This window comes from Actinophytocola sediminis (genome assembly GCF_054779715.1).
Genome location: NZ_BAAGXS010000064.1, coordinates 1 through 22,047 on the forward strand (window position 1 = coordinate 1; position 22,047 = coordinate 22,047).

General features: G+C 71.9%; 22 protein-coding genes. 11 read left to right on the plus strand and 11 right to left on the minus strand.

Annotated elements, in window-relative coordinates; translation table 11 throughout:
- Positions 1–319 (plus strand): hypothetical protein (locus ACYVIP_RS30765; RefSeq protein ID WP_460402663.1); only part of this gene is annotated, 319 nt, incomplete at its 5' end.
- On the opposite strand, the gene ACYVIP_RS30770 is transcribed toward ACYVIP_RS30765, so the two are convergent.
- Entirely contained in the window at positions 316–1,218 is a 903-nt protein-coding gene (locus tag ACYVIP_RS30770) for a Gfo/Idh/MocA family protein (protein WP_460402665.1), read from the minus strand. The genes ACYVIP_RS30765 and ACYVIP_RS30770 overlap by 4 nt on opposite strands.
- Before the next feature lie 48 nt (positions 1,219–1,266).
- On the opposite strand from ACYVIP_RS30770, the gene ACYVIP_RS30775 reads away from it, so the two are divergent.
- Complete coding sequence (locus ACYVIP_RS30775; RefSeq protein ID WP_460402667.1) at positions 1,267–2,124, plus strand: NUDIX hydrolase; 858 nt, start codon at positions 1,267–1,269, stop codon at positions 2,122–2,124.
- Positions 2,121–2,924, plus strand: coding sequence for an MBL fold metallo-hydrolase (locus ACYVIP_RS30780; protein WP_460402669.1), 804 nt, complete (start codon positions 2,121–2,123; stop codon positions 2,922–2,924). Before ACYVIP_RS30775 ends, ACYVIP_RS30780 begins: the two co-directional genes overlap by 4 nt.
- Positions 2,925–2,927: 3 nt before the next feature.
- Here ACYVIP_RS30780 and dnaN read toward each other — a convergent pair whose 3' ends face one another.
- The gene (gene dnaN / locus ACYVIP_RS30785; RefSeq protein ID WP_460402671.1) at positions 2,928–4,046 is read right to left on the minus strand and encodes a DNA polymerase III subunit beta; all 1,119 of its coding nucleotides are present in this window, start codon (positions 4,044–4,046) and stop codon (positions 2,928–2,930) included.
- 87 nt (positions 4,047–4,133) lie between these two features.
- Here dnaN and ACYVIP_RS30790 point away from each other — a divergent pair, with 87 nt between their 5' ends.
- Complete coding sequence (locus tag ACYVIP_RS30790; RefSeq protein WP_460402673.1) at positions 4,134–5,639, plus strand: CehA/McbA family metallohydrolase; 1,506 nt, start codon at positions 4,134–4,136, stop codon at positions 5,637–5,639.
- A gap of 122 nt (positions 5,640–5,761) precedes the next feature.
- Here ACYVIP_RS30790 and ACYVIP_RS30795 read toward each other — a convergent pair whose 3' ends face one another.
- The 3 genes from ACYVIP_RS30795 to ACYVIP_RS30805 form a co-directional block, all read right to left on the minus strand.
- Positions 5,762–6,997 carry an MFS transporter gene (locus tag ACYVIP_RS30795; protein WP_460402675.1) on the minus strand — a complete coding sequence of 412 codons (1,236 nt, stop codon included), beginning with the start codon at positions 6,995–6,997 and terminating at the stop codon, positions 5,762–5,764.
- A 321-nt stretch (positions 6,998–7,318) separates the two neighbouring features.
- Positions 7,319–7,993 carry a Crp/Fnr family transcriptional regulator gene (locus tag ACYVIP_RS30800; protein ID WP_075127188.1) on the minus strand — a complete coding sequence of 225 codons (675 nt, stop codon included), beginning with the start codon at positions 7,991–7,993 and terminating at the stop codon, positions 7,319–7,321.
- Positions 7,994–8,139: 146 nt separating this feature from the next.
- On the minus strand, positions 8,140–8,418 hold the full coding sequence (locus tag ACYVIP_RS30805; protein ID WP_460402677.1) for a hypothetical protein: 279 nt from the start codon (positions 8,416–8,418) through the stop codon (positions 8,140–8,142).
- Between the two features lie 185 nt (positions 8,419–8,603).
- Between ACYVIP_RS30805 and nth the strand changes: the two genes are divergently transcribed.
- The 4 genes from nth to ACYVIP_RS30825 are packed head-to-tail and all read left to right on the plus strand — an operon-like array spanning position 8,604 to position 11,792.
- On the plus strand, positions 8,604–9,323 hold the full coding sequence (gene nth, locus ACYVIP_RS30810) for an endonuclease III (RefSeq protein ID WP_460402709.1): 720 nt from the start codon (positions 8,604–8,606) through the stop codon (positions 9,321–9,323).
- Positions 9,320–9,907, plus strand: a complete 588-nt coding sequence (locus ACYVIP_RS30815; RefSeq protein WP_460402679.1) for a TlpA family protein disulfide reductase — start codon at positions 9,320–9,322, stop codon at positions 9,905–9,907. The genes nth and ACYVIP_RS30815 overlap by 4 nt, the downstream gene beginning before the upstream one ends.
- Complete coding sequence (locus ACYVIP_RS30820) at positions 9,904–10,611, plus strand: NUDIX hydrolase (RefSeq protein WP_460402681.1); 708 nt, start codon at positions 9,904–9,906, stop codon at positions 10,609–10,611. The genes ACYVIP_RS30815 and ACYVIP_RS30820 overlap by 4 nt, the downstream gene beginning before the upstream one ends.
- Positions 10,608–11,792: a MarP family serine protease gene (locus ACYVIP_RS30825; protein ID WP_460402683.1), complete on the plus strand. Its 1,185-nt coding sequence runs from the start codon at positions 10,608–10,610 to the stop codon at positions 11,790–11,792. Before ACYVIP_RS30820 ends, ACYVIP_RS30825 begins: the two co-directional genes overlap by 4 nt.
- Before the next feature lie 105 nt (positions 11,793–11,897).
- Here ACYVIP_RS30825 and ACYVIP_RS30830 read toward each other — a convergent pair whose 3' ends face one another.
- The 5 genes from ACYVIP_RS30830 to acs form a co-directional block, all read right to left on the minus strand.
- Positions 11,898–13,292, minus strand: a complete 1,395-nt coding sequence (locus tag ACYVIP_RS30830) for an alpha/beta hydrolase (RefSeq protein ID WP_460402685.1) — start codon at positions 13,290–13,292, stop codon at positions 11,898–11,900.
- Positions 13,293–13,388: 96 nt separating this feature from the next.
- Positions 13,389–14,330: an alpha/beta fold hydrolase gene (locus ACYVIP_RS30835; RefSeq protein ID WP_460402687.1), complete on the minus strand. Its 942-nt coding sequence runs from the start codon at positions 14,328–14,330 to the stop codon at positions 13,389–13,391.
- A 27-nt stretch (positions 14,331–14,357) separates the two neighbouring features.
- The gene (locus ACYVIP_RS30840) at positions 14,358–14,873 is read right to left on the minus strand and encodes a phage holin family protein (RefSeq protein WP_460402689.1); all 516 of its coding nucleotides are present in this window, start codon (positions 14,871–14,873) and stop codon (positions 14,358–14,360) included.
- 37 nt (positions 14,874–14,910) lie between these two features.
- Positions 14,911–16,101 carry a Na+/H+ antiporter NhaA gene (gene nhaA / locus ACYVIP_RS30845; RefSeq protein ID WP_460402691.1) on the minus strand — a complete coding sequence of 397 codons (1,191 nt, stop codon included), beginning with the start codon at positions 16,099–16,101 and terminating at the stop codon, positions 14,911–14,913.
- A gap of 124 nt (positions 16,102–16,225) precedes the next feature.
- A complete protein-coding gene (gene acs, locus ACYVIP_RS30850; protein WP_460402693.1) occupies positions 16,226–18,214 on the minus strand; it encodes an acetate--CoA ligase in 1,989 nt (662 codons plus the stop codon).
- A gap of 137 nt (positions 18,215–18,351) precedes the next feature.
- Here acs and ACYVIP_RS30855 point away from each other — a divergent pair, with 137 nt between their 5' ends.
- The 3 genes from ACYVIP_RS30855 to ACYVIP_RS30865 all read left to right on the plus strand — a co-directional run bounded on the left by ACYVIP_RS30855 (position 18,352) and on the right by ACYVIP_RS30865 (position 21,092).
- Positions 18,352–19,098, plus strand: a complete 747-nt coding sequence (locus ACYVIP_RS30855; protein WP_460402695.1) for a Fic family protein — start codon at positions 18,352–18,354, stop codon at positions 19,096–19,098.
- A 217-nt stretch (positions 19,099–19,315) separates the two neighbouring features.
- Positions 19,316–19,675: an effector-associated constant component EACC1 gene (locus tag ACYVIP_RS30860; protein WP_460402697.1), complete on the plus strand. Its 360-nt coding sequence runs from the start codon at positions 19,316–19,318 to the stop codon at positions 19,673–19,675.
- The gene (locus tag ACYVIP_RS30865) at positions 19,668–21,092 is read left to right on the plus strand and encodes a caspase family protein (protein ID WP_460402699.1); all 1,425 of its coding nucleotides are present in this window, start codon (positions 19,668–19,670) and stop codon (positions 21,090–21,092) included. Before ACYVIP_RS30860 ends, ACYVIP_RS30865 begins: the two co-directional genes overlap by 8 nt.
- 19 nt (positions 21,093–21,111) lie before the next feature.
- On the opposite strand, the gene ACYVIP_RS30870 is transcribed toward ACYVIP_RS30865, so the two are convergent.
- A complete protein-coding gene (locus ACYVIP_RS30870; RefSeq protein WP_460402701.1) occupies positions 21,112–22,032 on the minus strand; it encodes an N-acetylmuramic acid 6-phosphate etherase in 921 nt (306 codons plus the stop codon).
- Between the last annotated feature and the right edge of the window lie 15 nt (positions 22,033–22,047).

Below are 22,047 nucleotides of genomic sequence, written 5' to 3' on the forward strand. Positions count from 1 at the left end.
GCCGGCACCCCGCCGGCGCAGGCGCAGCCAGGACGAGCCGCCGGCCCGCCCCCGGCTGGTCCCGGCCGCGCCACCGGCCGACCCGCCCGCCGACCACGACCGGCACGCCGCCGCGCTGATCGACGACATGCTCAACACCCAGGAACGGCACCTGCTGCGTGAGCTGCAGGACGAGCTCGCCCGGCGCGAGAACCAGGACAGCCAGACCGGCCCCTGGCGCTCCGGCCGGCACGGCAAGTCCAGCACGCCGTTCGAGCCGGGGCAGGCCGCGGTCAACGGCCTGCCGCCGCGCCACGACCGTGGTCGCGGTTCCGCCTAGCTGTCGGCCAGGCGGTCGGTGACCGCGTGCAGCAGCCGCTGGAGGTGCAGGCCTCGGCGGATGTCGGTCGGCTGCTCGGTGACCCCGGTACGCGCCATCGTCACGAACTGGTCCAGCAGGGCCGCGTACCGGGAGCCGGCGTCGCCGCTCGGGTCGAGGTAGCGGTAGCCGTTGCCGCCGTAGACGGAGAAGTCGTTGATCGGCGGCACGGCCGGGGTGTGCATGGTCATGGTCGCCGTGCTGGTCGCGCCGCCCTCGTGGCCGAGCAGCACGTGCCACACCCCGCCCCGCTCGGCGAACCGCGCGTGCAGCACGTCGGTGATCGGGCCGAGGGCCGCGTCCAGCAGGTCGAAACTGTGCGGGCCGATGTCGGTCAGCGCGCCACCGGCGTGCCGCCAGCGGGACGACTCGTGCTTGGGGTCCAGCAGCGTCGCCGACATCCAGCGGGCGGCGCCGCCGTGCCAGTCGCCGGTGCGGTGCACCGTCGCCAGCCAGTCGATGACCTCGGGGGCGTAGCGGAAGGTGAGCATCATCAGGGTGGCCACGCCGGCGCGCTCAGCCGCGGCGGTCAGCCGTTCGGCCTCCGCGACCGAGCTGGCGAGCGGCTTCTCCAGGATCACGTGCTTGCCGGCCTCGACGGCCCGCTGCGCGAGCGGGGCCTGAACGCCGGGCGGCACGGCGAAGGTGACCGCGTCCACCGTGGCGAGCAGGTCGTCGAAGGACGTCATCGGAACCGCGCCACCACCGCACGTGGCCGCGACCGCCGCGGCGGCCTCCTGGCGGCGGGCCCACACGCCGACCAGCTCGGTGGCGGGATGCGCCACGACGCCTGGGCCGTGTACCCGCTGTGCCCAGGGGCCGGCGCCGACGAGTCCGATTCGCAGCCGTGTGTCGTTCATGGTCACATCCTGCCCGTCGGGGCGGGGTTTGCTGCGTAGGCTCTGGCTGTGCGTGAGGTGCCGAGGGAACTGGTCCTGCCGGAGGGTTTCGTCCCGCCGGAGGCGCCCGACCCACCGGTGACGCCCAAGGACGCGGCCACCGTGATGCTGCTGCGCGACACCGACGCCGGGCTCGAGGTGTTCCTCATGCGCCGGGTGCTGGGCATGGCCTTCGCCGGCGGCATGACGGTGTTCCCCGGCGGCGGCGTCGACCGCCGGGACGCGGACACCTCGCTGGCCTGGCACGGGCCGTCACCGGCGTGGTGGGCGTCGCGGTTCTCCTGCGATGTCGGGCTCGCGCGGGCGCTGGTGTGCGCGGCCGTGCGGGAGACGTTCGAGGAGTCCGGCGTGCTGCTGGCCGGACCGTCGGCGGACACGGTCGTGTCCGACGTCCGGCCGTACGCGGAGGCCAGGGCGCAGCTGGTGAACCGGGAGCTGTCGCTGGCCGGTTTCCTCGCCGAGTCCGGGCTGGTGCTGCGCGCGGACCTGCTGTGGCCGTGGGCGGACTGGGTGACCCCGCAGGCCGAGCGGCGCCGGTTCGACGCCCGCTTCTTCCTGGCCGCGCTGCCGTCCGGTCAGCGGGCGGACGGCGAGACCACCGAGGCGTCCTCGGCCACCTGGCAACGCCCGGCCGACGCGCTGACCGAGTGGCAGGCGGGCCGGGTCGGCCTGCTGCCGCCGACCTGGACCACGCTGGCCGAGCTGGAGGAGTGCCCGACCGTGGCCGACGCGATGAGCCGTGAGCGGGTGATCGAGAAGCTCATGCCCAAGGTGGTCCGCGACGGCGGCGTGCTGCGGATCGTGCTGCCCGGCGACCCGGCCTACGACACCGCCGCGCCGCACCTCGACCCGGGCGCCCGGTCATGACCGGGCATCCCGCCTACGGCGTCGTCCGGCCGGTCACCCCGGTGGCCTCGGTGCTGCTGGAGAACAACCCGGGCTCGATGACGCTGGACGGCACGAACACCTGGCTGCTGCGAGCACCCGAGGCCGAGGCCGCGATCGTGGTCGACCCGGGGTACGAGGATCCGGAGCACCTGACGCGGGTCGCCGACGCCGGTCCGGTCGCGCTGATCCTGATCACCCACCAGCATCCCGACCACGCGCAGGGCGCGCCCTGGTTGGCGGCCAGGGTGGGCGCCCCGGTCCGCGCGTTCGACCACCGGCTGTGCGTCGACGCGCCACCGCTGACCGACGGCGAGCTCATCGAGGACGCCGGCCTGTCGCTGCGCGTGCTGCACACCCCAGGACACACCGAGGACTCGGTCTGCCTGCGGATCGCCACCAGCGCGGCCACCCAGGACACCGGCGACACCCACGCGGTGCTCACCGGGGACACGATCCTCGGGCGGGGGACCACGGTGATCTCCGCGCTCGGGCCGTACCTGGCGACGCTGCGGCTGCTGGCCAAGGTGCCGGCGGGCACCGTCGCACTGCCCGGCCACGGTCCGGAGTTGCCGGACCTCTCGACGGTCGCGGGGGAGTACCTTGCCCACCGCGAGCAGCGCCTGGACCAGGTGCGGGCGGCACTGGCCGAACTCGGGCCCCGGGCGAGCGCACGACAGGTCGTCGAGCTGGTGTACGCCGACATCGACCGGTCGTTGTGGGGACCGGCGGAGTGGTCGGTGCAGGCGCAGCTCGAGTACCTGCGCGCGGACCCGGCCTGATCTTCAGTTCTTGGGAGGAAGCATGGGCATCACCACGTAGCGGAGGTTGGTGTCGGTCGGTGCTGGCGCGCTGAACACCGTGGCGCGCATCCCCGGCTGGATGCGCACCCGCACCGGGCCGCCGAGGAACGGGCGCAGCGCGTCGGTCAGGAACCGGGACTGGTAGGCCTGTGGGGTGCGGCCGCCGGTGACGTCGGCCTTGACCGACTCCTCCGCCTCGCCCGCCCGCTGGTCGGTGCCGCGCAGGCGGAGCTCGCCGTCGCCGAGCTCCATGAGCAGGACGCCGCGCGCGTCGGAGTAGAGGCTGACGCGGCGGACCGCACCGGCCAACGCGTCCGCGCTCACCTCGATCTCAGTGTCCACATCGGACAGCGAGACCTTCGACTCGTGCAGGAAACTGCCGTCCAGCACGGAAGTCGTCACCTGACTGGCGCCCTCCTGACGGGTCCACACCAGACCGAACCGGTCGCGGTCCGCGTGTAGCGCGACCGGGCCCCTGGTGTCGACCTGCTTGGCGATCTCGGTCAGCAGGGTGGCCGGCACCAGCGCGTCGACCGGCGGGCCCGCCGGCTTCCAGGCGAGGTCGGCCACCGCCATCTGGTACCGGTCGGTGGCGACCAGGATGATCCGGTCGCCCTCGGACCGGATCCGCACCCCGGTGAACATCGGCAGCGCGTCGTCCCGCGAGGCCGCGGTGGACACCGTGGCCAGCGCGGTGGCGAACACCGCCCCGTCGACCGTGCCGACCGCGGCGGGCGGCGCGGCGACTCCCGGGTGCACGTCCACGTCGAGTAACGGCAGCGCGAACCGCGCGCCCGGCCCGCGGATGGCGAGCTTGGACCCCTCCACCACCAGCCGCACCTGCGTGAGCTCCAGCGCTCGTAACGTGTCGGCCAGCGGCTTGGCCGGCACGAGCACCCGCCCCTCGGTGTGGACGAGCGCCGGGCGGCGCACCAGCGCGGCCCGCTCCCGGTCGTTGGCGGCCAGGGACACGCCATCGGCGGTGGCCGTGAGCAGTACGCCGGCGAGCACCGGGTCGATGAGCTTGCCCGGCACCAGCCGGACGAGCGCCGACGCGGCGGAGGCCAGGTCGGCGGTGGTGACGGTCAGGTCGAGATCCATGGGGAGAACGTAGCGAGGGGGTCCGACAGTTCTGGACGACCGCCGGAGTTCACCGTTCTGTGGCTTTGGCCGCCTAGCTTGTCGCTCGTGGCAGACACCATGAACCGCAGAGACCTGTTGGCCAAGTCGGGCGTCCTCGCGGTCGCCGCGGGCGCGATGCTGCCCGGCGTCGCGTTCGCGGAGCCGGCGGCACCGGACGGCGCGACCGGCGAGCAGACCAGGACCGTCACCGGCACCCTGCGCCCGGACGTGCCCGACTGGTACTACGTCCCGGTCGACGTCCCCCGCGGCGTGCGCGAGCTGGAGGTCGTCTACAGCTACGACCGCCCGCAGGTCCCGCCGGGCGCCAAGGGCAACGCGCTGGACATCGGCATGTTCTCCCCGGCCGGCCACCAACTCGGCAACCAGCGCGGGTTCCGCGGCTGGTCGGGCGGCTTCCGCGACCGGTTCACGATCAGCGCCACCGACGCCACCCCCGGCTACCTGCCCGGCCCGATCGAGCGCGGGCGCTGGCACATCATCCTCGGCCCGTACACCGTCGCCAGGCAGGGACTGAGCTACCGCATCGACGTCACGCTGCGGTTCGGCGAGCCAGGCCCCGAGTTCCAGCCCGACCCGGCGCCGGACACCGCCCCGGCCAAGGACCGCGGCCGCGCCTGGTACCGCGGCGACGGCCACCTGCACACCGTGCACTCCGACGGCCGGCGCACCCCGGCCGAGCTGGCCGAGGCCGCCCGCGCGGCCGGCATGGACTTCATCGTCTCCACCGAGCACAACACCGCCAGCGCGTCCATGCGGTGGGGCGCGCACGCTGGCGATGACCTGCTGATCGTCAACGGTGAGGAGGTCACCACGCGCAGCGGGCACTGGCCGGCGTGGGGCCTGCCGGCGGGCACCTGGATCGACTGGCGCTACCGGGCCGACGAGCCGCGCGAGTTCCGCCGGTTCGCCGACGAGGTGCACCGCGCAGGCGGGCTGGTGGTCGCCGCCCACCCGTTCGCCCCGTGTTTCGCCTGCTCCTGGGAGTTCGGGTACGAGCTCGCGGACGTGGTCGAGGTGTGGAACGGGCCGTGGACCCTCGACGACGACGCGGCCGTGGTCGCCTGGGACGGCCTGCTGCGGCAGGGTCGGTTCGTGCCGGCGGTCGGCAACAGCGACGCGCACAACCCCGACCAGGTGGTCGCCCTCCCGCACAACGTCGTGCTGGCCGACGGCCTGCGGCGCCAACGGTTGCTCGACGGCTTCCGCGCCGGGCGCAACTGGATCGCCGAGTCCGCCGGCGTCGGCCTGGCGTTCACCGCGACCGACGGCCGCCGCGAGGCCGGCATCGGCGGGCGACTGCGGGTCGGCACCGGCGACGAGGTCGCCTTCGAGGTGACCGTGACCGGTGTGCCGGGCACGTCGGTCCGCCTGCTCAACCAGAACGGCCCGCAGTGGGCACAGCCGGTCGACGAGACCGGCACGGCGACCGTGAGCTGGGCGACCCAGTCCCGGTACAGCAGGTGGGTGCGTGCGGAGGTGCGGCGCGCGGTGCCCACCGAGACCACCCCGGACACCATGGTCGCCCTGACCAACCCGATCTTCCTCGACTGACCCCGGCTGCGACGCCCTGAATGAGGCATTGGCGACGTTCAACGTCCCGAATGGGGCATTCAGGGCGTTCTCCCCAACCGGACCACAACGGCACAGGTCAGGCCCCGCGGCATCCGGTAGGGCTAACCCGCGGGCGCGGTCTCCGGTTCGGGATCAGGCACGGACTCGGCGACCGTGCCCCGGCGCAGCCACACCAGCAGCGCGATCAGCAGCCCGGCCGCACTGGAGGCGAGGAACGCCGCCGGGATGCCGACGTGCTCCACCAGGTAGCCGCTGGTCGAGTGCCCGGCGGCCAGCCCGAGGGTGACCGAGGTGACCACCCAGGCGAACGCCTCGGTGGCCGTGCCCTTCGGCGTGACCAGCTCGATCGCGGTCGAGTGCGCGGTGGACTGCGGGGTGATCCAGATGCCGGCGACCAGCATCACGACCGCCAGCCAGAACAGGCTCGTCGGGATCGCCATCGGCGCGATGAGCAGCGCGAACATGCCGAGCAGCGCCGGCAGCCGCTGGTTCATCCTGCGCGGCCACGGGTGCACGGCGTAGTACAGCCCGAAGGCGACCGAGGTGAGCGACCACATCGCGAGCAGCACGCCACCCATCGGCGCCTGGCCGGCCTCGGTCGCCGCCGCGGGCACCGCGACCTCGACGAACCCGACGGTGACGCCGAACCCGAGCGCCGCGAGGGCGACCGTGCGCATGCCGGGGTAGGCCAGCGCGCCGAGCAGCCTGCCGGCCGGCACCCTGACCGGCCGCACCGAGCGCACCACGGAGGTCAGCGCGAACCCGACGCTGCCGACCACCATGCAGACCGTGCCGGCCACGACCCCGGTGCCCGCCCACGGGGCCGCGACCAGCAGCCCGGCCAGCGCCGGCCCGAGGATGAAGAACACCTCCAGGCTGATGGCCTCGTAGGCGTAGGCGGCGTGCCGGATCGCCCCCGGCGGCACCAGGTGCACCCACAGCGCCCGGGAGGCGGCCCCGACCATCGGCTCGGTCAGCCCGACCACGACGCCGAGCAGCACGAGCACGGCGGCCGGCTGGCCGGTCTCCACCGCGAGCACCGCGCAGGTGATCGCCACGACGAACATCGTGGACACGATCAGCAGTGGGGTGGTCGGCCCGCGCCGGTCCATGATCCGCCCCTGCACCACCGCGCCGAGGGCGACGCCGATCAGCGACCCGGCCGACACCGCGCCCGCGATCGCGAACGAGCCGGTCTCCCGCTGAACGTAGAGCAGCAGGGACAGGCCGATCATCGCGATCGGCATCCGGGCGAGCAGCGACATCAGCACCGGCCAGCCGGCGCCGGGCGTGGTCAGGGCGACGCGGTAGTCGGCGAAGCGGGCGGAGTGGGACACGCGTCCAAGTATGCAGTCTTTGGTACGCGCGTACCAGTAAATTATCGATCGGCGCCGACCCGGTTTCGTTCAATCCAGAAGGTCACGATACGATAACGGTGACCAGAAATTTGGTGGATCAACACAACGCAGGGGCATACCAGTGAGTCCCCCCAGTGTTGGGACCTAACAAAACTCCCTCCGGCCGCACAATGGGTCGGGGCCTGTTTGCCGGAGGGCGGGGAGCGTGAGCTGTCGGGGGATGGTTCACGCGAAGCGAAGAGCCGGTTCGCCGCGTCGGGGGCGGCGGCCGGCTCTTCGTCTTGTTTCGCGGTCTGTGGCCTAGCGGGCCCGGCGGGCCAGCCGTTCCGGGTCGAGGATCAGCACGCTCTTGCCCTCCAGCCGCAGCCAGCCGCGGTGGGCGAAGTCGGCGAGCGCCTTGTTGACCGTCTCCCGGGACGCGCCGACGTACTGGGCGATCTCCTCCTGGGTCAGGTCGTGCATGACCCGCAGCAGACCGGCCTCCTGGCTGCCGAAACGCTGAGCGAACTGCAGCAACGCCTTCGCCACCCGGCCGGGCACGTCGGTGAAGATCAGGTCCGCGAGCATCCCGTTGGTCCGGCGCAGTCTGCGGGCGACCACGCGCAGCAACTGCTCGGCGATCTCCGGCCTGGTGGCGATCCACTGCCGCAGCGCTGGCCGGTCCATCGTGCGGGCGACGACCTCGGTCACCGTGGTCGCGGTGGAGGTGCGTGGCCCGGGGTCGAAGATCGACAGCTCCCCGAACATGTCGGCCGGGCCCATGATGCCCAGCAGGTTCTCCCGACCGTCCGGAGATTTGCGGCCGAGCTTCACCTTGCCCGACTGGATGATGTACAGCCGGTCACCAGGCTCGCCCTCGGCGAAGATCACGTGCCCGCGCGGAAACTCCACCGTCTCCAGCGTCTGGGCAAGCGCCTCGGCGGCTGCCGGCTCGACGCCCTGGAAGATGCCGGCCCTGGCCAGGGTCTCGTCCACCTTCGTCCCTCCCAATCAGACACGGGCCGGCGGCGGCCGGCACCGATCGAGGGCAACGACGCCCCTGATCACTACGGGGAAGTGTAGGGCGTGTTCGGGGGTTCACCGCATGGGGCGTACTCCCGGTATGTCGGAACCGGTCCAGGTCAGGGGCCTGGCCTGGGGATCCGCACGGTCGGCTGGTTCATCACCTTGCGCGCGCGGGCCTTGTTCCGGCCCCGCCGGCGGAGCCGGAACATCTCCAGCGCCCGGCCGATCCCGTGGCCGTAGAGCGCGCGGACCTCGTCCGGGCGCGCGTGCTCGAGCAGCTCGCCGACCTCGTCCTCCTGGACGGCGACGTGCCGCAACCTGCTCTCGACTCGTTCCATGAACAACGCGAAGAACATCACCACGATGGGCACCGCGAACACGAACCAGACAGCCATGATGTCGTCGATCCTCGCTCAGGTTGGCTTGCGGGACTGTTCTCTGGACGTCAAGGGCACGGTTGGGGTTGTTTGGCGGCCCGTAGGCTAGCGGGGTGCCACCAGTCACCCGTCAACTACCCCGTGGCCAGACGGCCGAAACCGCGCCCGCGCCGGGCGTCGCACTGGTCCGACGGGCGCGCCGGATGACCCGCGTGCTCGCCGAGGCCTTCCCGGACGCGCACTGTGAGCTCGACTTCACCAGCCCGCTGGAGCTGACGGTCGCCACGATCCTGTCCGCGCAGAGCACCGATGTGCGGGTCAACCTGACCACGCCCGCGCTGTTCGCGCGCTACCGCACGGCCGCCGACTACGCCGGCGCCGACCGGGCCGAGCTCGAGGAGCTGATCCGGCCGACCGGCTTCTTCCGCAACAAGGCGACCTCGCTGATCGGCCTCGGCGCGGCGCTGGTCGAGCGGTTCGACGGCGAGGTGCCCGGCACGCTCGCGGACCTGGTGACCCTGCCCGGGATCGGCCGCAAGACCGCCAACGTCGTGCTCGGCAACGCCTTCGGCGTCCCCGGCATCACCGTCGACACGCACTTCGGCCGCCTGGTCCGCCGGTTCGAGTGGACGGCGGAGGAGGACCCGGTCAAGGTCGAGCACGCGATCGGCGCGCTGGTCCCGCGCAAGGACTGGACGATGCTGTCCCACTGGGTGATCTTCCACGGCCGCCGGGTCTGCCACGCCCGCAAGCCGGCCTGTGGCGCGTGCGTGCTGGCCAAGGACTGCCCGTCCTTCGGCGCGGGGCCGACCGAGTTCGAGCCGGCGGCCAAGCTGGTCAAGGGGCCGGAGGCGCCGCACCTGCTCGACCTCGTCGAACGGGTCCACAACGGCTACCAGCCAGGGCGGGGTGGCGCGGCGTGACGAGTGCGGCACGGTGGTCGCTCGCCGGGCTGGTCCTGGTGATCGCCGCCGTGGTCGCGATCTGGCCGAGGGGCGAGGACCCGCCGGCCGAGCCGGCCGGGCCTGATCTCGGCCAGGTCCGGGCCGCGGCGGCGCTGCAGCCGTGCCCGGCAGGCGACTCGCCGCCGGCGCGCGGTCCGTTGAACGGGATCGAGGTCGAGTGCCTGGCCGACGGTTCGGCCGTCGACCTCGCGGCCACGCTGGCGACCTCGCCGGTGCTGGTGAACGTGTGGGCGACCTGGTGCCCGCCGTGCCGGGAGGAACTGCCGCTGCTCGCGAGCTACGCGGCCCAGCCGGGCGCGGTACCGGTGGTCGGGTTGGCGGTGCAGAGCTCCCAGGCCGACGCGCTGGCCCTGCTCGACTCGCTCGACGTCCAGCTGCCGACGGTGCTCGATCGGGACGGCACCGCGTCAACGGCGCTCAAACTGCCCGCCGGGCTGCCCGCCAGCTACCTGGTCGACGCGGACGGCACGGTACGGCTGATCGACAACCCGCGGCTGTTCCGCTCGGTGGCGGAGATCCAGCGGGCGGTCGAGCTGGCATGACGGCCGAACCTGGACCGCTGGTCGACCCGGCCGAGTTGCCGGGGTGGCTGCGGCCCGTGGTGTCGACCACCGCGAACGCCGACCTGATCGACAACCTGCCCTCACGCGGTGATGACAGTCGGAATGGCGGCCGGGACGCCGCGGTGCTGATCCTGCTTGGCGAGCACGAGATCCATGGCCCGGACGTGTTGTTGCAGCTGCGGGCCAACGGCGGCGGCGCGCACGCCGGCCAGGTCGCCTTCCCCGGCGGGTCGGCAGAGCCGGACGACGACGGGCCGGTCGCCACGGCGTTGCGTGAGGCGGTCGAGGAGACCGGCGTCGACCCGTCCGGGGTACGGCCGGTCGCGTTGCTGCCGACGCTGCACATCCCGGTCTCCGACTTCCACGTGACCCCGGTGATCGCGCACTGGGAGCGACCGAGCAGGGTGTGGGCGGTGGATCCGGCGGAGAGCGCCGCGGTGGCCAGGGTGCCGCTCGCGGATCTCGCTGACCCGGCCAACCGGTTCCGGCTGCGGCACCCGTCGGGGTTCCACGGGCCGGCGTTCGCGTTGCCGGGCATGCTGGTGTGGGGGTTCACCGCGGGCGTGTTGGCCCACCTGCTCAGTATCGGCGGGTTCGACCGACCGTGGGACGGTACGGACATACGGGACTTTGACGCCGCGTGGCGTTCAGTTGGCTCGGTGGTCGGGGAGGTTGACGGGTGAACTGGGTCGACGTGCTCGTGATCGGGCTCGCGGTGCTGGCGGCGATCTCGGGTGCGCGACAGGGCGTGATCACGGCGCTGCCCGCGTTCATCGGGGTGCTGCTCGGCGCGATCGCGGGCATCAAGCTGGCGCCGTTGGTGGTGCAGTACATCGAGTCGACGCCGACCAGAGTGGCGTTCGCGGTCGCGGTGTTCGTGTTGTTGGTCGCACTGGGGGAGACACTCGGCGTGTGGCTCGGACGCAGTATTCGCCAGCGGATCAGGTCACCGAAGCTGACCGGCGTGGACAACGCGCTCGGCGCGATCGTGCAGGGCGCGGTGGTGTTCGTCGTCGCCTGGCTGATCGCGTTGCCGCTGGTCACCGTGGGCGGGCTGCCCGGCCTGGCGTCGGCCATCCGCGGCTCGACGGTGCTCGGTGGCGTGAACAACGTGATGCCGTCGGCCGCGCAGAACCTGCCGGACGAGCTGCGCAAGCTGCTGGACGTGTCCGGTTTCCCGGCCGCGGTCGACCCGTTCGACCGCACGCCGAGCAAGGAGGTCGACCCGCCCGACCCCGCGCTGCAGCGCAGTGCGGTCGTGCAGCGGGTGCGGCCGAGCGTGCTCAAGATCCACGCCAAGGCGCCGTCGTGTTCGCGGGCGCTGGAGGGCACCGGCTTCGTGATCTCGCGCGAGCGGATGATGACCAACGCGCACGTGGTGGCCGGCACGAGCGAGGTGAGCGTGGAGACCGACGCGGGCGCGCTGGACGCCCGGGTGGTGCACTACGACCCGAACACCGACGTGGCGATCCTCGCGGTGCCCGGCCTCGCGGCCGACGCCCTGCCCTTCGCCGGCGAGCCGGCACAGTCCGGCCAGGACGGGATCGTGCTCGGCTACCCGCTGGACGGCCCGTACACGGCCTCGCCGGCACGCGTACGCGACCGGATCAACCTCACCGGCCCGGACATCTACGACGCGAGCACGGTCAACCGTGAGGTCTTCACCCTGCGCGCCCTGGTGCGCAGCGGTAACTCCGGCGGCCCGCTGATCGACACCGACGGCCGGGTCATCGGCGTGATCTTCGGCGCCGCCGTCGACGAGTCGGAGACCGGCTTCGCCCTCACCGCCGAAGAGGTCGAGGACGAACTCGCCGCCGCCCCCGGCCTCTCCCGCGCCGTCGGCACCGGCTCCTGCGCCGCCTGACCCCCAGCTAACCTCGCGAGTCCAACCGTCCCGACACGCGAGTCCAACGCTCCTGACATGTCGGGAGCGTTGGACTCGCGTGGTCGGAGCGTTGGACTCGCGGGGTCAGGCGGGGCAGGTGGCGCCGGGGGGTGGGAGCTTGCCGTCGACGAGGTAGGCGGTGGCGGTGGCGCGGGTGCAGGCGGTGCGGTCGATCACGCCGTGGCCCCAGCCCTGGTAGGTGAGCAGCCGGCCGTGGTCGAGCTGGCGGGTCACGTTGCGGGCCCACTCGATGCCGGTCGCCGGGTCGTGCACGGAGTTCAGCACCAGCACCGGGACGTCGATGTCCAGCCGGTGCTGCGGGTTGCCGGTCGCCGCCGGCCAGGCCGAGCACATCGACACCGGCAGCCAGGCGAAGTGGTTGCGCAGCGTCGGGGCGGCCAGCTGCTGGCGCTCCCACATCGCCAGCCACTCGCGCTCCGAGTCGATCCGCACGCGGTGGTCGGCGCAGTAGGTGGAGACCGGGAACGGCGTGGCGTCGGCCAGCGCGGTCGGCGCGGGAGTGCCCTCGGTGAACGACGTCAGGTACGTCGCCGCCGCGGCCGGTGCTGGCTGGTAGAAGAAGCTCAGCAGCGTCTGGACCAGCTCCGTCGGCCCGACCGGCCGGCCGGAGCCGTCGGGCGCGGTCAGCGTGCCGGCCACCGCCTTCGCGTACAGGCCCGCGTACACCGCGCCGACGTCCTGCCCGTGCAGCACGCACTCCTGCTCGGCCGCACACCAGGTCGCGAACGCCCCGAACGCGTCCTCCCCGGCTCGCGCCTGGGTCTCCAGGAACCGCGCGGGCGACAGGCTGTGGTCGAACACGCTGTCCAGCACCAGCGCGCGTACCCGATGCGGGTACCGCTCGGCGTACATCTGCCCGGCGAGCGTGCCGTAGGAGCGGCCGTACAGGCTCAGCTGCCGCTCACCGAGCGCGCTGCGGATCCGGTCGACGTCCCTGGCGATGCTGACGCTGTCCAGGTGGTCGACCAGCGGACCGCTGTGCTCCCGGCAGCTGTCGCCGAGCTCGCCGGCGAAGGCCCGCACGTCGGCGAGCGTGGTACCGGTCTCCGGGTTGACCTCCGGCAGGTTCGTCACCAGCTCGGTGTCGCACCGGATCGGGCTGCTGCGGCCGACCCCGCGCGGGTCGAAGCTCACGATGTCGAACCGGTCGGCGATTTCCGCCGGCAACGGGACGCGGTCGATCAGCCGGTTCACGCCGGAGTCGCCCGGCCCGCCAGGCAGGTAGAACAGCGTGCCGATCGGGTTGCTGGCCGCCCGGCGCGCGATGGCGACCTCGAACGTGCCATCGCCCGGCCGGGACCAGTCGATCGGCACGGTCACCGTCGCGCACTCGACCGCCGTGTTCTCCGGACAGCCCTGCCAGTCGACACCCGGTGCGGCGACCGCGGTGGTGGCGCCGGCCACGGTCGCGCCGACCGCGACCGCGGCCAGCAGGGCCGTGGTGCGAAGTGGTTTCATCCCCGTCGTCCTCCCCATGTGGAAATCCCGAGGGGGACGAGTATTCGCTGACCAGTGCGCCAGGGGCTCCGGGAAATCCCTGAGGTCACCCGGAGATCACGTGGCGGCGAGGAACTCCGTCAGCACGCGGTTGGTGATCGCGGGTGCTTCCTGGTGCGGGAAGTGCCCGATCCCGTCCAGCAGCCGGGTTTCCACACGCCCGTGCGCCCAGCGCGCGGACGCGCGCACGGTCTCCGCGAGGATGCACGGGTCGGCCGCGCCGGACAGCTGCAGCACCGGCACGGAGATCTTCCGCTGCATCGCCTCTCGGAACCGCCTGCCCTCGCTACGCACCTGTGAACGGACAGCCCAGCGGTAGTACTCCAGCGCGCTGTGCGCCGCGCCGCGGACCAACATGGCCGAGCGAAGCCGTTCCGCGACATCGTCGAATCCCGGTTGGACAGTCCACTCAGGACCAGACCAGCGGCGGAGCAGCGTCTCGACGGTGGCCGCGTCGTCCCGGGTCAGCCAGCGCTCGGGGGCCAGCGGCACCTGCGCGCGGAACACGTGCCCGAGCGCGCGCGCCTGGTTGTTCTGCTTACGCCGCAACATGGTCCGCCGGATCTCCCGGCGCAGGGCGAGCGGGTGCGCGGCGGAGAGCGCGCTGACCGAGCCGACCAGCCGGGGGTGCAGCGCGGCGACCGTCCACGCGAGCAGACCACCCCAGCCGTGGCCGACCAGGTGCGCCTTCGGCTCGCCGAGCGCCTTCACCAACCCGCCGACATCCCCGGCCAGGGTCCACGCGTCGTAGCCGCGCGGCGGCTTGTCCGAGTCGCCGTAGCCGCGCAGATCCACCGCGACCGCACGGAAACCCGCGCCGGACAGCGCGGTCAGCTGATGCCGCCAGGTCCACCAGAACTCGCCGAACCCGTGCAGCAACAGGACCAGTGGGCCCTCGCCGGTCTCGGTGACGTGCAGCCGGATGCCGTTCGCGTGCACATCCCGGTGCTGCCACGGCCCGTCGATCCGCACGGTCGACGGGTCGGGCCGGGAGCGCACGGCCGCGGTGCTCAGCGCACTGCCCGATCAGACACGGCGCGCTGGATCGTCGGCGACGTGCACCGGCGCGGTCGCCTGACCGTTCTCGCCGCGGTTGCGCAGGACGGCCGCGTTCTCCCGCATGGTCTCGATCGTCCGTTTCGGCGCGCGGATCGCCCGGACCTTGCGATAGCCCAGATAGCCGGCGAGGCCGACGGCGAACAGCATCAGGCCGAAGACGATGAGGAACGCGGCCCAGCGCGGCAACCACTCGTCGAGCAGCTCCGCGGCGAAGAAGAAAAAGAAGAACGAGCTGTAGAGCAGGATGACCAGCGCGAGAATGAACCAGACGCTGCCCTTGAGGCCCTTCTTGATCTCGCTGGCCACCTCGGACCTCGCGAGCTCGACCTCGGCCCTGACCAGCGTGGACAGGTGCGTGGTCGCGTCCTTGACCAGGTTCCCGATCGACTGCTCACCCGCGCTGGCCGACTCGTCCGCCAGCGGGATGGACGGGACCCGCGGCAGGTCGTTGGTGTTCTCGCGCGCACTCGTCACGTGCGCCATCGTGCCATGCGCCGATCACCGAAGCTGCCCGGGCGGGTTAATCGGTGGCCGCGTCATGCGCCCGACTGCGGCGGACCAGCAAGATCGCGGCCAGCGTCGAGGCGATCAGCGAGGCGGCGAGCACCGCGGTCTTGGCCAACTCCATGTCCGCGCCGTCCAGCGCGAGGTCGGCGATCAGCAGGCTGACGGTGAACCCGACGCCGCCGAGCGCCGCGACCGCGACCAGGTCCCGTTTACCGAGTCCGGAAGGCATCCTGGCGATCCCCAGCCGGACCGCCAGCAGCGCCGCGCCGACGATGCCGATGATCTTGCCGACCACCAGGCCGACGATCACCGCGAGCGCGAGCCGGTCGTCGAACAGCTTCCCGAGCGACTCGCCGGAGACCGGCACGCCGGCGGCGAAGAACGCGAACACCGGCACGGCGAACCCCGCCGACAGCGGCTGCAGCCGGTGCTCGAGCCGAAGCCCTGGCGACTCGGTCTCGCCGGGGTCCTTGCCCACCCTGGTCAGCAGGGCGAGCGCGACCCCGGCGACGGTGGCGTGCACGCCGGTCGCGTGCACCGCCACCCAGGTCCCCAGCGCGATCGGCACGTAGCACCAGGAGCTGCGCACCCGGCCGCGCTGCAGCAGCCAGTACAGCGCGAGCAGCCCGACCGCCGCGGCCGCCGCGATCAGGTCGAAGGTACTGGTGAACACGGTCGCGATGAGCAGGATCGCGCCCAGGTCGTCCACCACCGCGAGACTGAGCAGGAACACCCGCGCGCTGCTCGGCAACCCGGACCCGGTCAGCGACAGCACCCCCAGCGCGAACGCGATGTCCGTGGCGACCGGGATGGCCCAGGCGTCGGCGACCCGAGGGTCGCCCCAGCCGACCCCGACCGCGACGACCGCCGGCACCACCATCCCGCCGAGCGCGGCGATGACCGGCAGCACCGCGTTCTTGAGCCGGGACAGCTCACCGTCGACGAACTCGCGTTTGAGCTCCAGCCCGGCGACGAAGAAGAACAGCGCGAGCAGCCCGTCCTTGGCCCAGTCGCCGACCGTCAGGTTGAGGTGCAGCTGGGGTGGGCCGAACTCGGTGTCCCGCACGGCGCGGTAGACCCCGGACCACGGGCCGTTGGCGGCGAACAGGGCGGCGGCCGTGGCGAGCAGGAGGATGACTCCGCCGACGGTCTCGGTGCGCAGGAAGCGGGCGAACTCGCCCACGGCGGGTAGCCGTCGGGTCACGGGAGTCCTTTCGGTGGCACAGGTTCATCGTGCTGCCGACCAGACTTCCCGGCACTCCAGAGTTCACTCTAGCCGTTACGGCCGCGCGGGCGGTCCACTCGAGAACCGCCCGCGCGCCGAACATCTACTCGTCCGAGCCGGACCCCTTCAGACCCGAGGAGATCAGCGCCATCACCGAGGAGTCGGCCAGCGTGGTCACGTCGCCGACCTCCCGGTTCTCCGCCACATCCCGCAGCAACCGGCGCATGATCTTGCCCGACCTGGTCTTCGGCAGCTCCGGCACGACCATGATCTGGCGCGGCTTGGCGATCGGCCCGATCTCCTTGGCCACGTGGTCACGTAGGGCGCGGATCGCGTCGGCGCCCTTGGCCTCGTCCTCGGCCACGCCGCCCCGCAGGATGACGAACGCCACGATGCCCTGACCGGTGGTCGCGTCGGCCGCGCCGACCACGGCCGCCTCGGCGACCGTCGGGTGGGACACCAGCGCGGACTCGACCTCGGTGGTCGAGATCCGGTGACCGGAGACGTTCATCACGTCGTCCACCCGGCCGAGCAGCCAGATGTCGCCGTCGGCGTCGTACTTCGCGCCGTCACCGGCGAAGTAGTAGCCCTGCTCGGCGAAGCGGGACCAGTAGGTGTCCCGGTAGCGCTCGTTGTCGCCCCAGATGCCGCGCAGCATCGACGGCCACGGCTGGTCGAGCACCAGGTAGCCACCGCCGCCCTTGGCGACCTCGTTGCCCTGGTCGTCGACGACCTTGGCGGAGATGCCGGGCAGTGTGGTCTGCGCGGAGCCGGGCTTGGCGGCGGTGACACCGGGCAGCGGCGAGATCATGATCGCGCCGGTCTCGGTCTGCCACCAGGTGTCGACCACCGGTGTCCGGTTGGCGCCGATGTTCTCCCGGTACCAGATCCAGGCCTCCGGGTTGATCGGCTCGCCGACCGAGCCGAGCACCCGCAGCGAGGACAGGTCGAACTTCGCCGGGATGTCCTTGCCCCACTTCATGAACGTGCGGATCAGCGTGGGCGCGGTGTAGTAGATGGTGACGCCGTACTTCGCCACGATCTCCCAGTGCCGGCCCTCGTGCGGGGTGTTCGGCGTGCCCTCGTAGACCACCTGGGTCACGCCGTTGGCCAGCGGCCCGTAGACGATGTAGCTGTGCCCGGTGACCCAGCCGATGTCGGCGGTGCACCAGTAGACGTCGGACTCCGGCTTGACGTCGAAGACGTTGCGGTGGGTGTAGGCGGTCTGGGTCAGGTAGCCGCCGGTGGTGTGCAGGATGCCCTTGGGCTTACCGGTCGTGCCCGAGGTGTAGAGGATGAACAGCGGGTGCTCGGCGTCGAAGGCGGTCGGCTCGTGGGTGTCGGCCTGCCCGTCCACCAGGTCGTGCCACCACACGTCCCGCTCGTCTGCCCAGTCGACGTCGATGCCGGTGCGGCGCACGACCAGCACCTTCTCGATCGACGGGGTGCGGGCCACCGCCTCGTCCACCGCGGTCTTGAGCGCCACCGGCTTGCCGCGCCGGTACTGGCCGTCGGCGGTGATCACCAGCTTGGCCTCGGCGTCCTCGATGCGGGAGCGCAGCGCCTCGGCGGAGAACCCGCCGAACACGACGCTGTGGGTCAGCCCGAGGCGCGCGCAGGCGAGCATCGAGAAGATCGCCTCTGGCAGCATCGGCAGGTAGATGGCCACCCGGTCGCCGGCGCGCAGGCCGAGCGCGGTCAGCGCGTTGGCCGTCTTGGCGACCTCGCGCCGCAGCTCGGCGTAGGTGATCGTGCGGCCGTCGCCCGGTTCGCCCTCCCAGTGGATGGCCACCCGGTCGCCGTTGCCAGCCTCGACGTGCCGGTCGACGCAGTTGTAGGCGACGTTGAGCTTGCCGCCGACGAACCACTTGGCGAACGGCGCGTCCGACCAGTCGAGAACCTGGTCCCACGGGCGGTCCCAGTGCAGGTGCCCAGCCTGTTCTGCCCAGAACGCCTCGCGATCCGCGGCCGCCTGGTCGTACATGGCCGCGGTCGCGTTGGCCTGCGCGGCGAACTCGGCGGTCGGCGGGAACGTTCTGCTCTCCGTGAGCAGATTGTCCAGCGTCTGGCCCTGGCCGGACTGGTCGGTCATGATGCGGATCCTCCTCGACCCAGGGATGCGAGCTGTTGCCCACGACCGTAGTGCGCGAATGGCGCCGGCAACAGGATCAATGAAGGTCCAGACCAAAAGGCGTGACTCCCACCACCGGCGATCACCCGGTAGTGTCGATGGTCGTGACAGACCCGCTGGCGCCGCTGCTGGAACTGCCCGGTGTGCGCGACGCCGTGGCCACCGCCCGCGAGGCGGTGGACCAGGTACACGGGCACCAGGCCAACCGTCGCGGCTGGCCGACCACGGCCGCCGAGGCGTCGGTCCGGGCCGCGCGGGCGTCGGCGGCGCTGGACGGCGCCGAGGTCGAGATCCCGGACAGCGGCGAGGTCCACGAGCCGCACCTGGCCGGCGCGCTGCGCATCGCCGAGTCGATCGGCCCGATGCTGCCGACCTGGCAGCGGGCGCCGATGCAGGCCCTGGCCAAACTGCACGTGCTGGCCGCGACCGACCTGGTCGAGGACGACGAGTTGGGCAGGCCCCGGCCGGGGCGCGGGATCTCCCGTCGCCTCGACCTGCTGTCCGAGATCGTCGCCGGCGGCACGTCGGTTCCCGGGCCGGTGCTGGTGGCCGTGGTGCACGGTGAGCTGCTCGCGCTGTCCCCGTTCCGCTGCGCCAACGGCGTGGTGGCCAGGGCGGCGGCCAGGCTGACGATGATCGGCACCGGCCTGGACCCGAAGGGCCTGACCGTGCCGGAGGTCTTCTTCCTGCGCCGGTCCGACCGCTACCGCGAGGCCGCGTCGGCCTTTCGGACCGGGACCGACGATGGCCTGACCGAGTGGCTGCTGCTGTGTTGTGAGGCGGTGGTGGCGGGGGCGCGGGAGGCCACCAGCATCGCCGACGCGGCCCTGACCGGCACCCGCTGAGCACGCCTCCAGCGAACGTCCAGCATTTTTCGGGCGGGGACGCGCATTATTGGTGATGCGAGTACCCCCTTCCTCGCTGTGTGTTGATGGGTGATCCCACAGGAGCGGGCCGAGATTCTCTAGCGTCTCGGCCCGCTTTCCCCCGTTCGGGGCGTAACAAATTACTCCGTGCGCGCTATTCACGTGGTGTTGTGTTCTTTGGCACTGGAGGCACCACGTGGTCGCGGGCACCGCCGTAATCCGGATCGCCGGCTCCGACGCGGATGAGGAACTCCGGAAACTCGCCTGCTGGTTGCGTGACGAGGACGAGTTGCGCGGCCGGATCGAGCTGGTGGCCGCCCCTGTCCGGCAGGGACAGATGGGCGGTGCGCTGGAGACGGTGTCGGTGATGGTGACGAGCGGCTCCGCGGCCGTACTGGTGCGTTCGTTGTTCACCTGGCTGGCGCGTAGGCGGGAAGCGGAAAAGGTCACCCTCACGCTGAACGCGAAGACCAGGAAGCTCGACCTCACCTGCGGTTCGCCAGCGGACGTGGAGCAGGTGCTCAAATCCTGTCGGGAGTTTCTCGACGATGCCTGATCCTGCGGTGCTCCCCGACCGCGGTCGGTCCCGCGCGGTACTGATCGGCACCGGGCAGTTCGCTCACCTGCCGGAGTTGCCGGCTGTGCGCAACAACCTGCGTGACCTGCTGGCCGTGCTGACCGATCCGGACAACGGGGTGCTCGACCCGGAGAACTGCGAGATCGTCGACGATCCCGAATCACCGCTCGCGTTCATGTCCCGGTTGCAGAACGCCGCCAACCGCACCGATGACCTGCTGTTGGTGTACTACGCCGGGCATGGTCTGCGGCATGACAAGCGGGACACGCTGTGCCTGACGTTGCCGGCGTCGGATCCGGAGGCGTTGGACGGTAGCTCGGTGCCGTTCGAATGGGTGAAGGGCGTGCTGGAGAACAGTCATGCGCGGACCAACCTGTTGTTGTTGGACTGTTGCTATTCGGGAATGGCACTCGGCGTCATGTCCGGTGGACTGGACCGGCAGGACCTCGAGGTGCGCGGCACGGCGGTGATCGCCTCCTCGCCGAGGAATTCGGTCTCACACGCGCCGGTCGGCGATCGGTACACGGCGTTCACCGGAAAGATGATCACCCTGTTGCGGGACGGTTCGCCGGTTCCGGGGGAGTACCTGACCGTCGGAACTCTCTACAAACGCCTGTCGGTGGCGTTGATAAAGGAGGAATTCCCGCAGCCGCTGATGAAGATCACCGACACCAGCGGCGACCTCCTCATCCGAAAGCCGACGCCGCCGCGAACCGTCGTGCCCTTGCGGGTGGCGGCGCCGGAACCGATGCCCGCGCCGGCGTTGGTGTCGGAGCCGAAGCGGCGGGCCGCGCCGGATCGGGAGTCCGAGCGGGACCTGGCGCGGGCGCTTGAGCTGGCGCTCAAATGGGAGCCGGAGTCGAGGCCGGTCCCGGTTCGGGAGCCGGCGTCGGTAGCTTCCGACCCTCCTGCCGAGCCCGAAGTTCGACCGGCGACCCCAACCCGGACCGGGCCTGGCGTACAGCTGCGGCTGCGATTTCTACGGGTGCTCTACCCACTCACCGCGGTCCCGCTGGCGATGGCGTTGGGCGGTCTGATCGGGGTGCTCACCGGGGAGCAACGGGCCCCGGGCGAAGCTGGACCGGGATCCCTGGCGGGCGCGCTGATTGTGGCTGCGCTGCCCGGCGTCCCACTGGTGATCCTGCGACACCGCTGGGCCGCCATCCGCGACCTGCCGATCCAGCCGCTGCTCACCCGATCGGTCGCGGGCAGGGTGATCCTGATGGTCTGCCTCGCCCTGCTGCTCGGCGGATTGATCGGCGGTTCGCTGATGGCGGCGTTGCGGGGAGGATCGGCGTCCACCACGACCGCCGTCGCGCTCCTGGTGGCCGGGCTGGCCGCGTACTGCGGTCACCTGCTCCACGGCTGGTACCGCCAGCGTGGGGTCCGGCGCTGAGTCGCCGAACCCCGAACACTCACACCGCGTCGAGCAGGTCGAGCGCGCGCCGCACGTGACCGTCGGTGCTGGCCAGCGCCGCGGCCGCCTGCTTGGCGTCCACCCCGGACAGCAGGTGCACCAGCGCCACCTTCAGGTCACCCTGCGCCTGGTCGAGCGCGACCGCGCACTGCTGCTGGTCGACCCCGGTCGCCTCGCGCAGGATGCGCAGGGTCCGCCCGCGCAGCTTCGCGTTGGTCGCCCGCATGCTCACCATCAGGTTCGAGTACGTCCGCCCCAGCTTGACCATGACCGACGTGGAGAACGCGGTCAGCACGATCTTCTGCGCGGTCCCGGCCTTCATCCTGGTCGACCCGGCGACCACCTCGGGACCGGTGTCCACCTCGATCAGCACGTCGATGTCCATCAGCCGGGTCGCGTGCGGGTTGCTGAACACCAGCCCGGTCCGCGCGCCAAGTTCCCCGGCGGCCCGCAGCGCGCCGAGCACGTAGGGCGTCCGCCCGGAGGCGGTCAGCCCGAGCACGAAGTCGCCGGGGGAGGCCGTCGCCCGCAGCTCCGCGGCACCCGCCTCGTCGTCGTCCTCGGCGTCCTCGACCGCGTTGCTGAACGCGGCCCCGCCACCGGCGTGATGCACCATGAACCACTCGGCCGGCGCGTTGTAGGTCGGCGCCAACTCGGCGGCGTCCAGGGTGGCCATGCGGCCGGACGTGCCGGCACCGACGTAGTGCACCCGGTGCCCGTTGCGCAGCGCCTCGACCGCGAGGTCGACGGCCGTGGCCAACGCCGGCAGCGCGGCCCCGACCGCGTCCGGCACGAGCCGGTCCTCGGCGTTGATCGACCGCAGGACGTCCAGGGTGGACAGCTGGTCCAGGTCGGTCGTGCGTGGATTGCGCCGCTCGGTCGGCGAGTCGACGTGCACGGCCTGCCGTGGCACGGTCATAGCGCTGCCTCCCCC

Excerpts from the sequence above, each read along its gene's own strand:
- nth (WP_460402709.1), top strand. The coding sequence starts at position 8,604 with ATGACCCGCGTGCTCGCCGAGGCCTTCCCGGACGCGCACTGTGAGCTC.
- ACYVIP_RS30805 (WP_460402677.1), bottom strand. The coding sequence starts at position 8,418 with ATGGCTGTCTGGTTCGTGTTCGCGGTGCCCATCGTGGTGATGTTCTTC.
- ACYVIP_RS30830 (WP_460402685.1), bottom strand. The coding sequence starts at position 13,292 with ATGAAACCACTTCGCACCACGGCCCTGCTGGCCGCGGTCGCGGTCGGC.
- ACYVIP_RS30865 (WP_460402699.1), top strand. The coding sequence starts at position 19,668 with ATGCCTGATCCTGCGGTGCTCCCCGACCGCGGTCGGTCCCGCGCGGTA.
- acs (WP_460402693.1), bottom strand. The coding sequence starts at position 18,214 with ATGACCGACCAGTCCGGCCAGGGCCAGACGCTGGACAATCTGCTCACG.
- ACYVIP_RS30770 (WP_460402665.1), bottom strand. The coding sequence starts at position 1,218 with ATGAACGACACACGGCTGCGAATCGGACTCGTCGGCGCCGGCCCCTGG.
- ACYVIP_RS30870 (WP_460402701.1), bottom strand. The coding sequence starts at position 22,032 with ATGACCGTGCCACGGCAGGCCGTGCACGTCGACTCGCCGACCGAGCGG.
- ACYVIP_RS30780 (WP_460402669.1), top strand. The coding sequence starts at position 2,121 with ATGACCGGGCATCCCGCCTACGGCGTCGTCCGGCCGGTCACCCCGGTG.
- dnaN (WP_460402671.1), bottom strand. The coding sequence starts at position 4,046 with ATGGATCTCGACCTGACCGTCACCACCGCCGACCTGGCCTCCGCCGCG.
- ACYVIP_RS30855 (WP_460402695.1), top strand. The coding sequence starts at position 18,352 with ATGGTCGTGACAGACCCGCTGGCGCCGCTGCTGGAACTGCCCGGTGTG.
- ACYVIP_RS30840 (WP_460402689.1), bottom strand. The coding sequence starts at position 14,873 with ATGGCGCACGTGACGAGTGCGCGCGAGAACACCAACGACCTGCCGCGG.
- ACYVIP_RS30820 (WP_460402681.1), top strand. The coding sequence starts at position 9,904 with ATGACGGCCGAACCTGGACCGCTGGTCGACCCGGCCGAGTTGCCGGGG.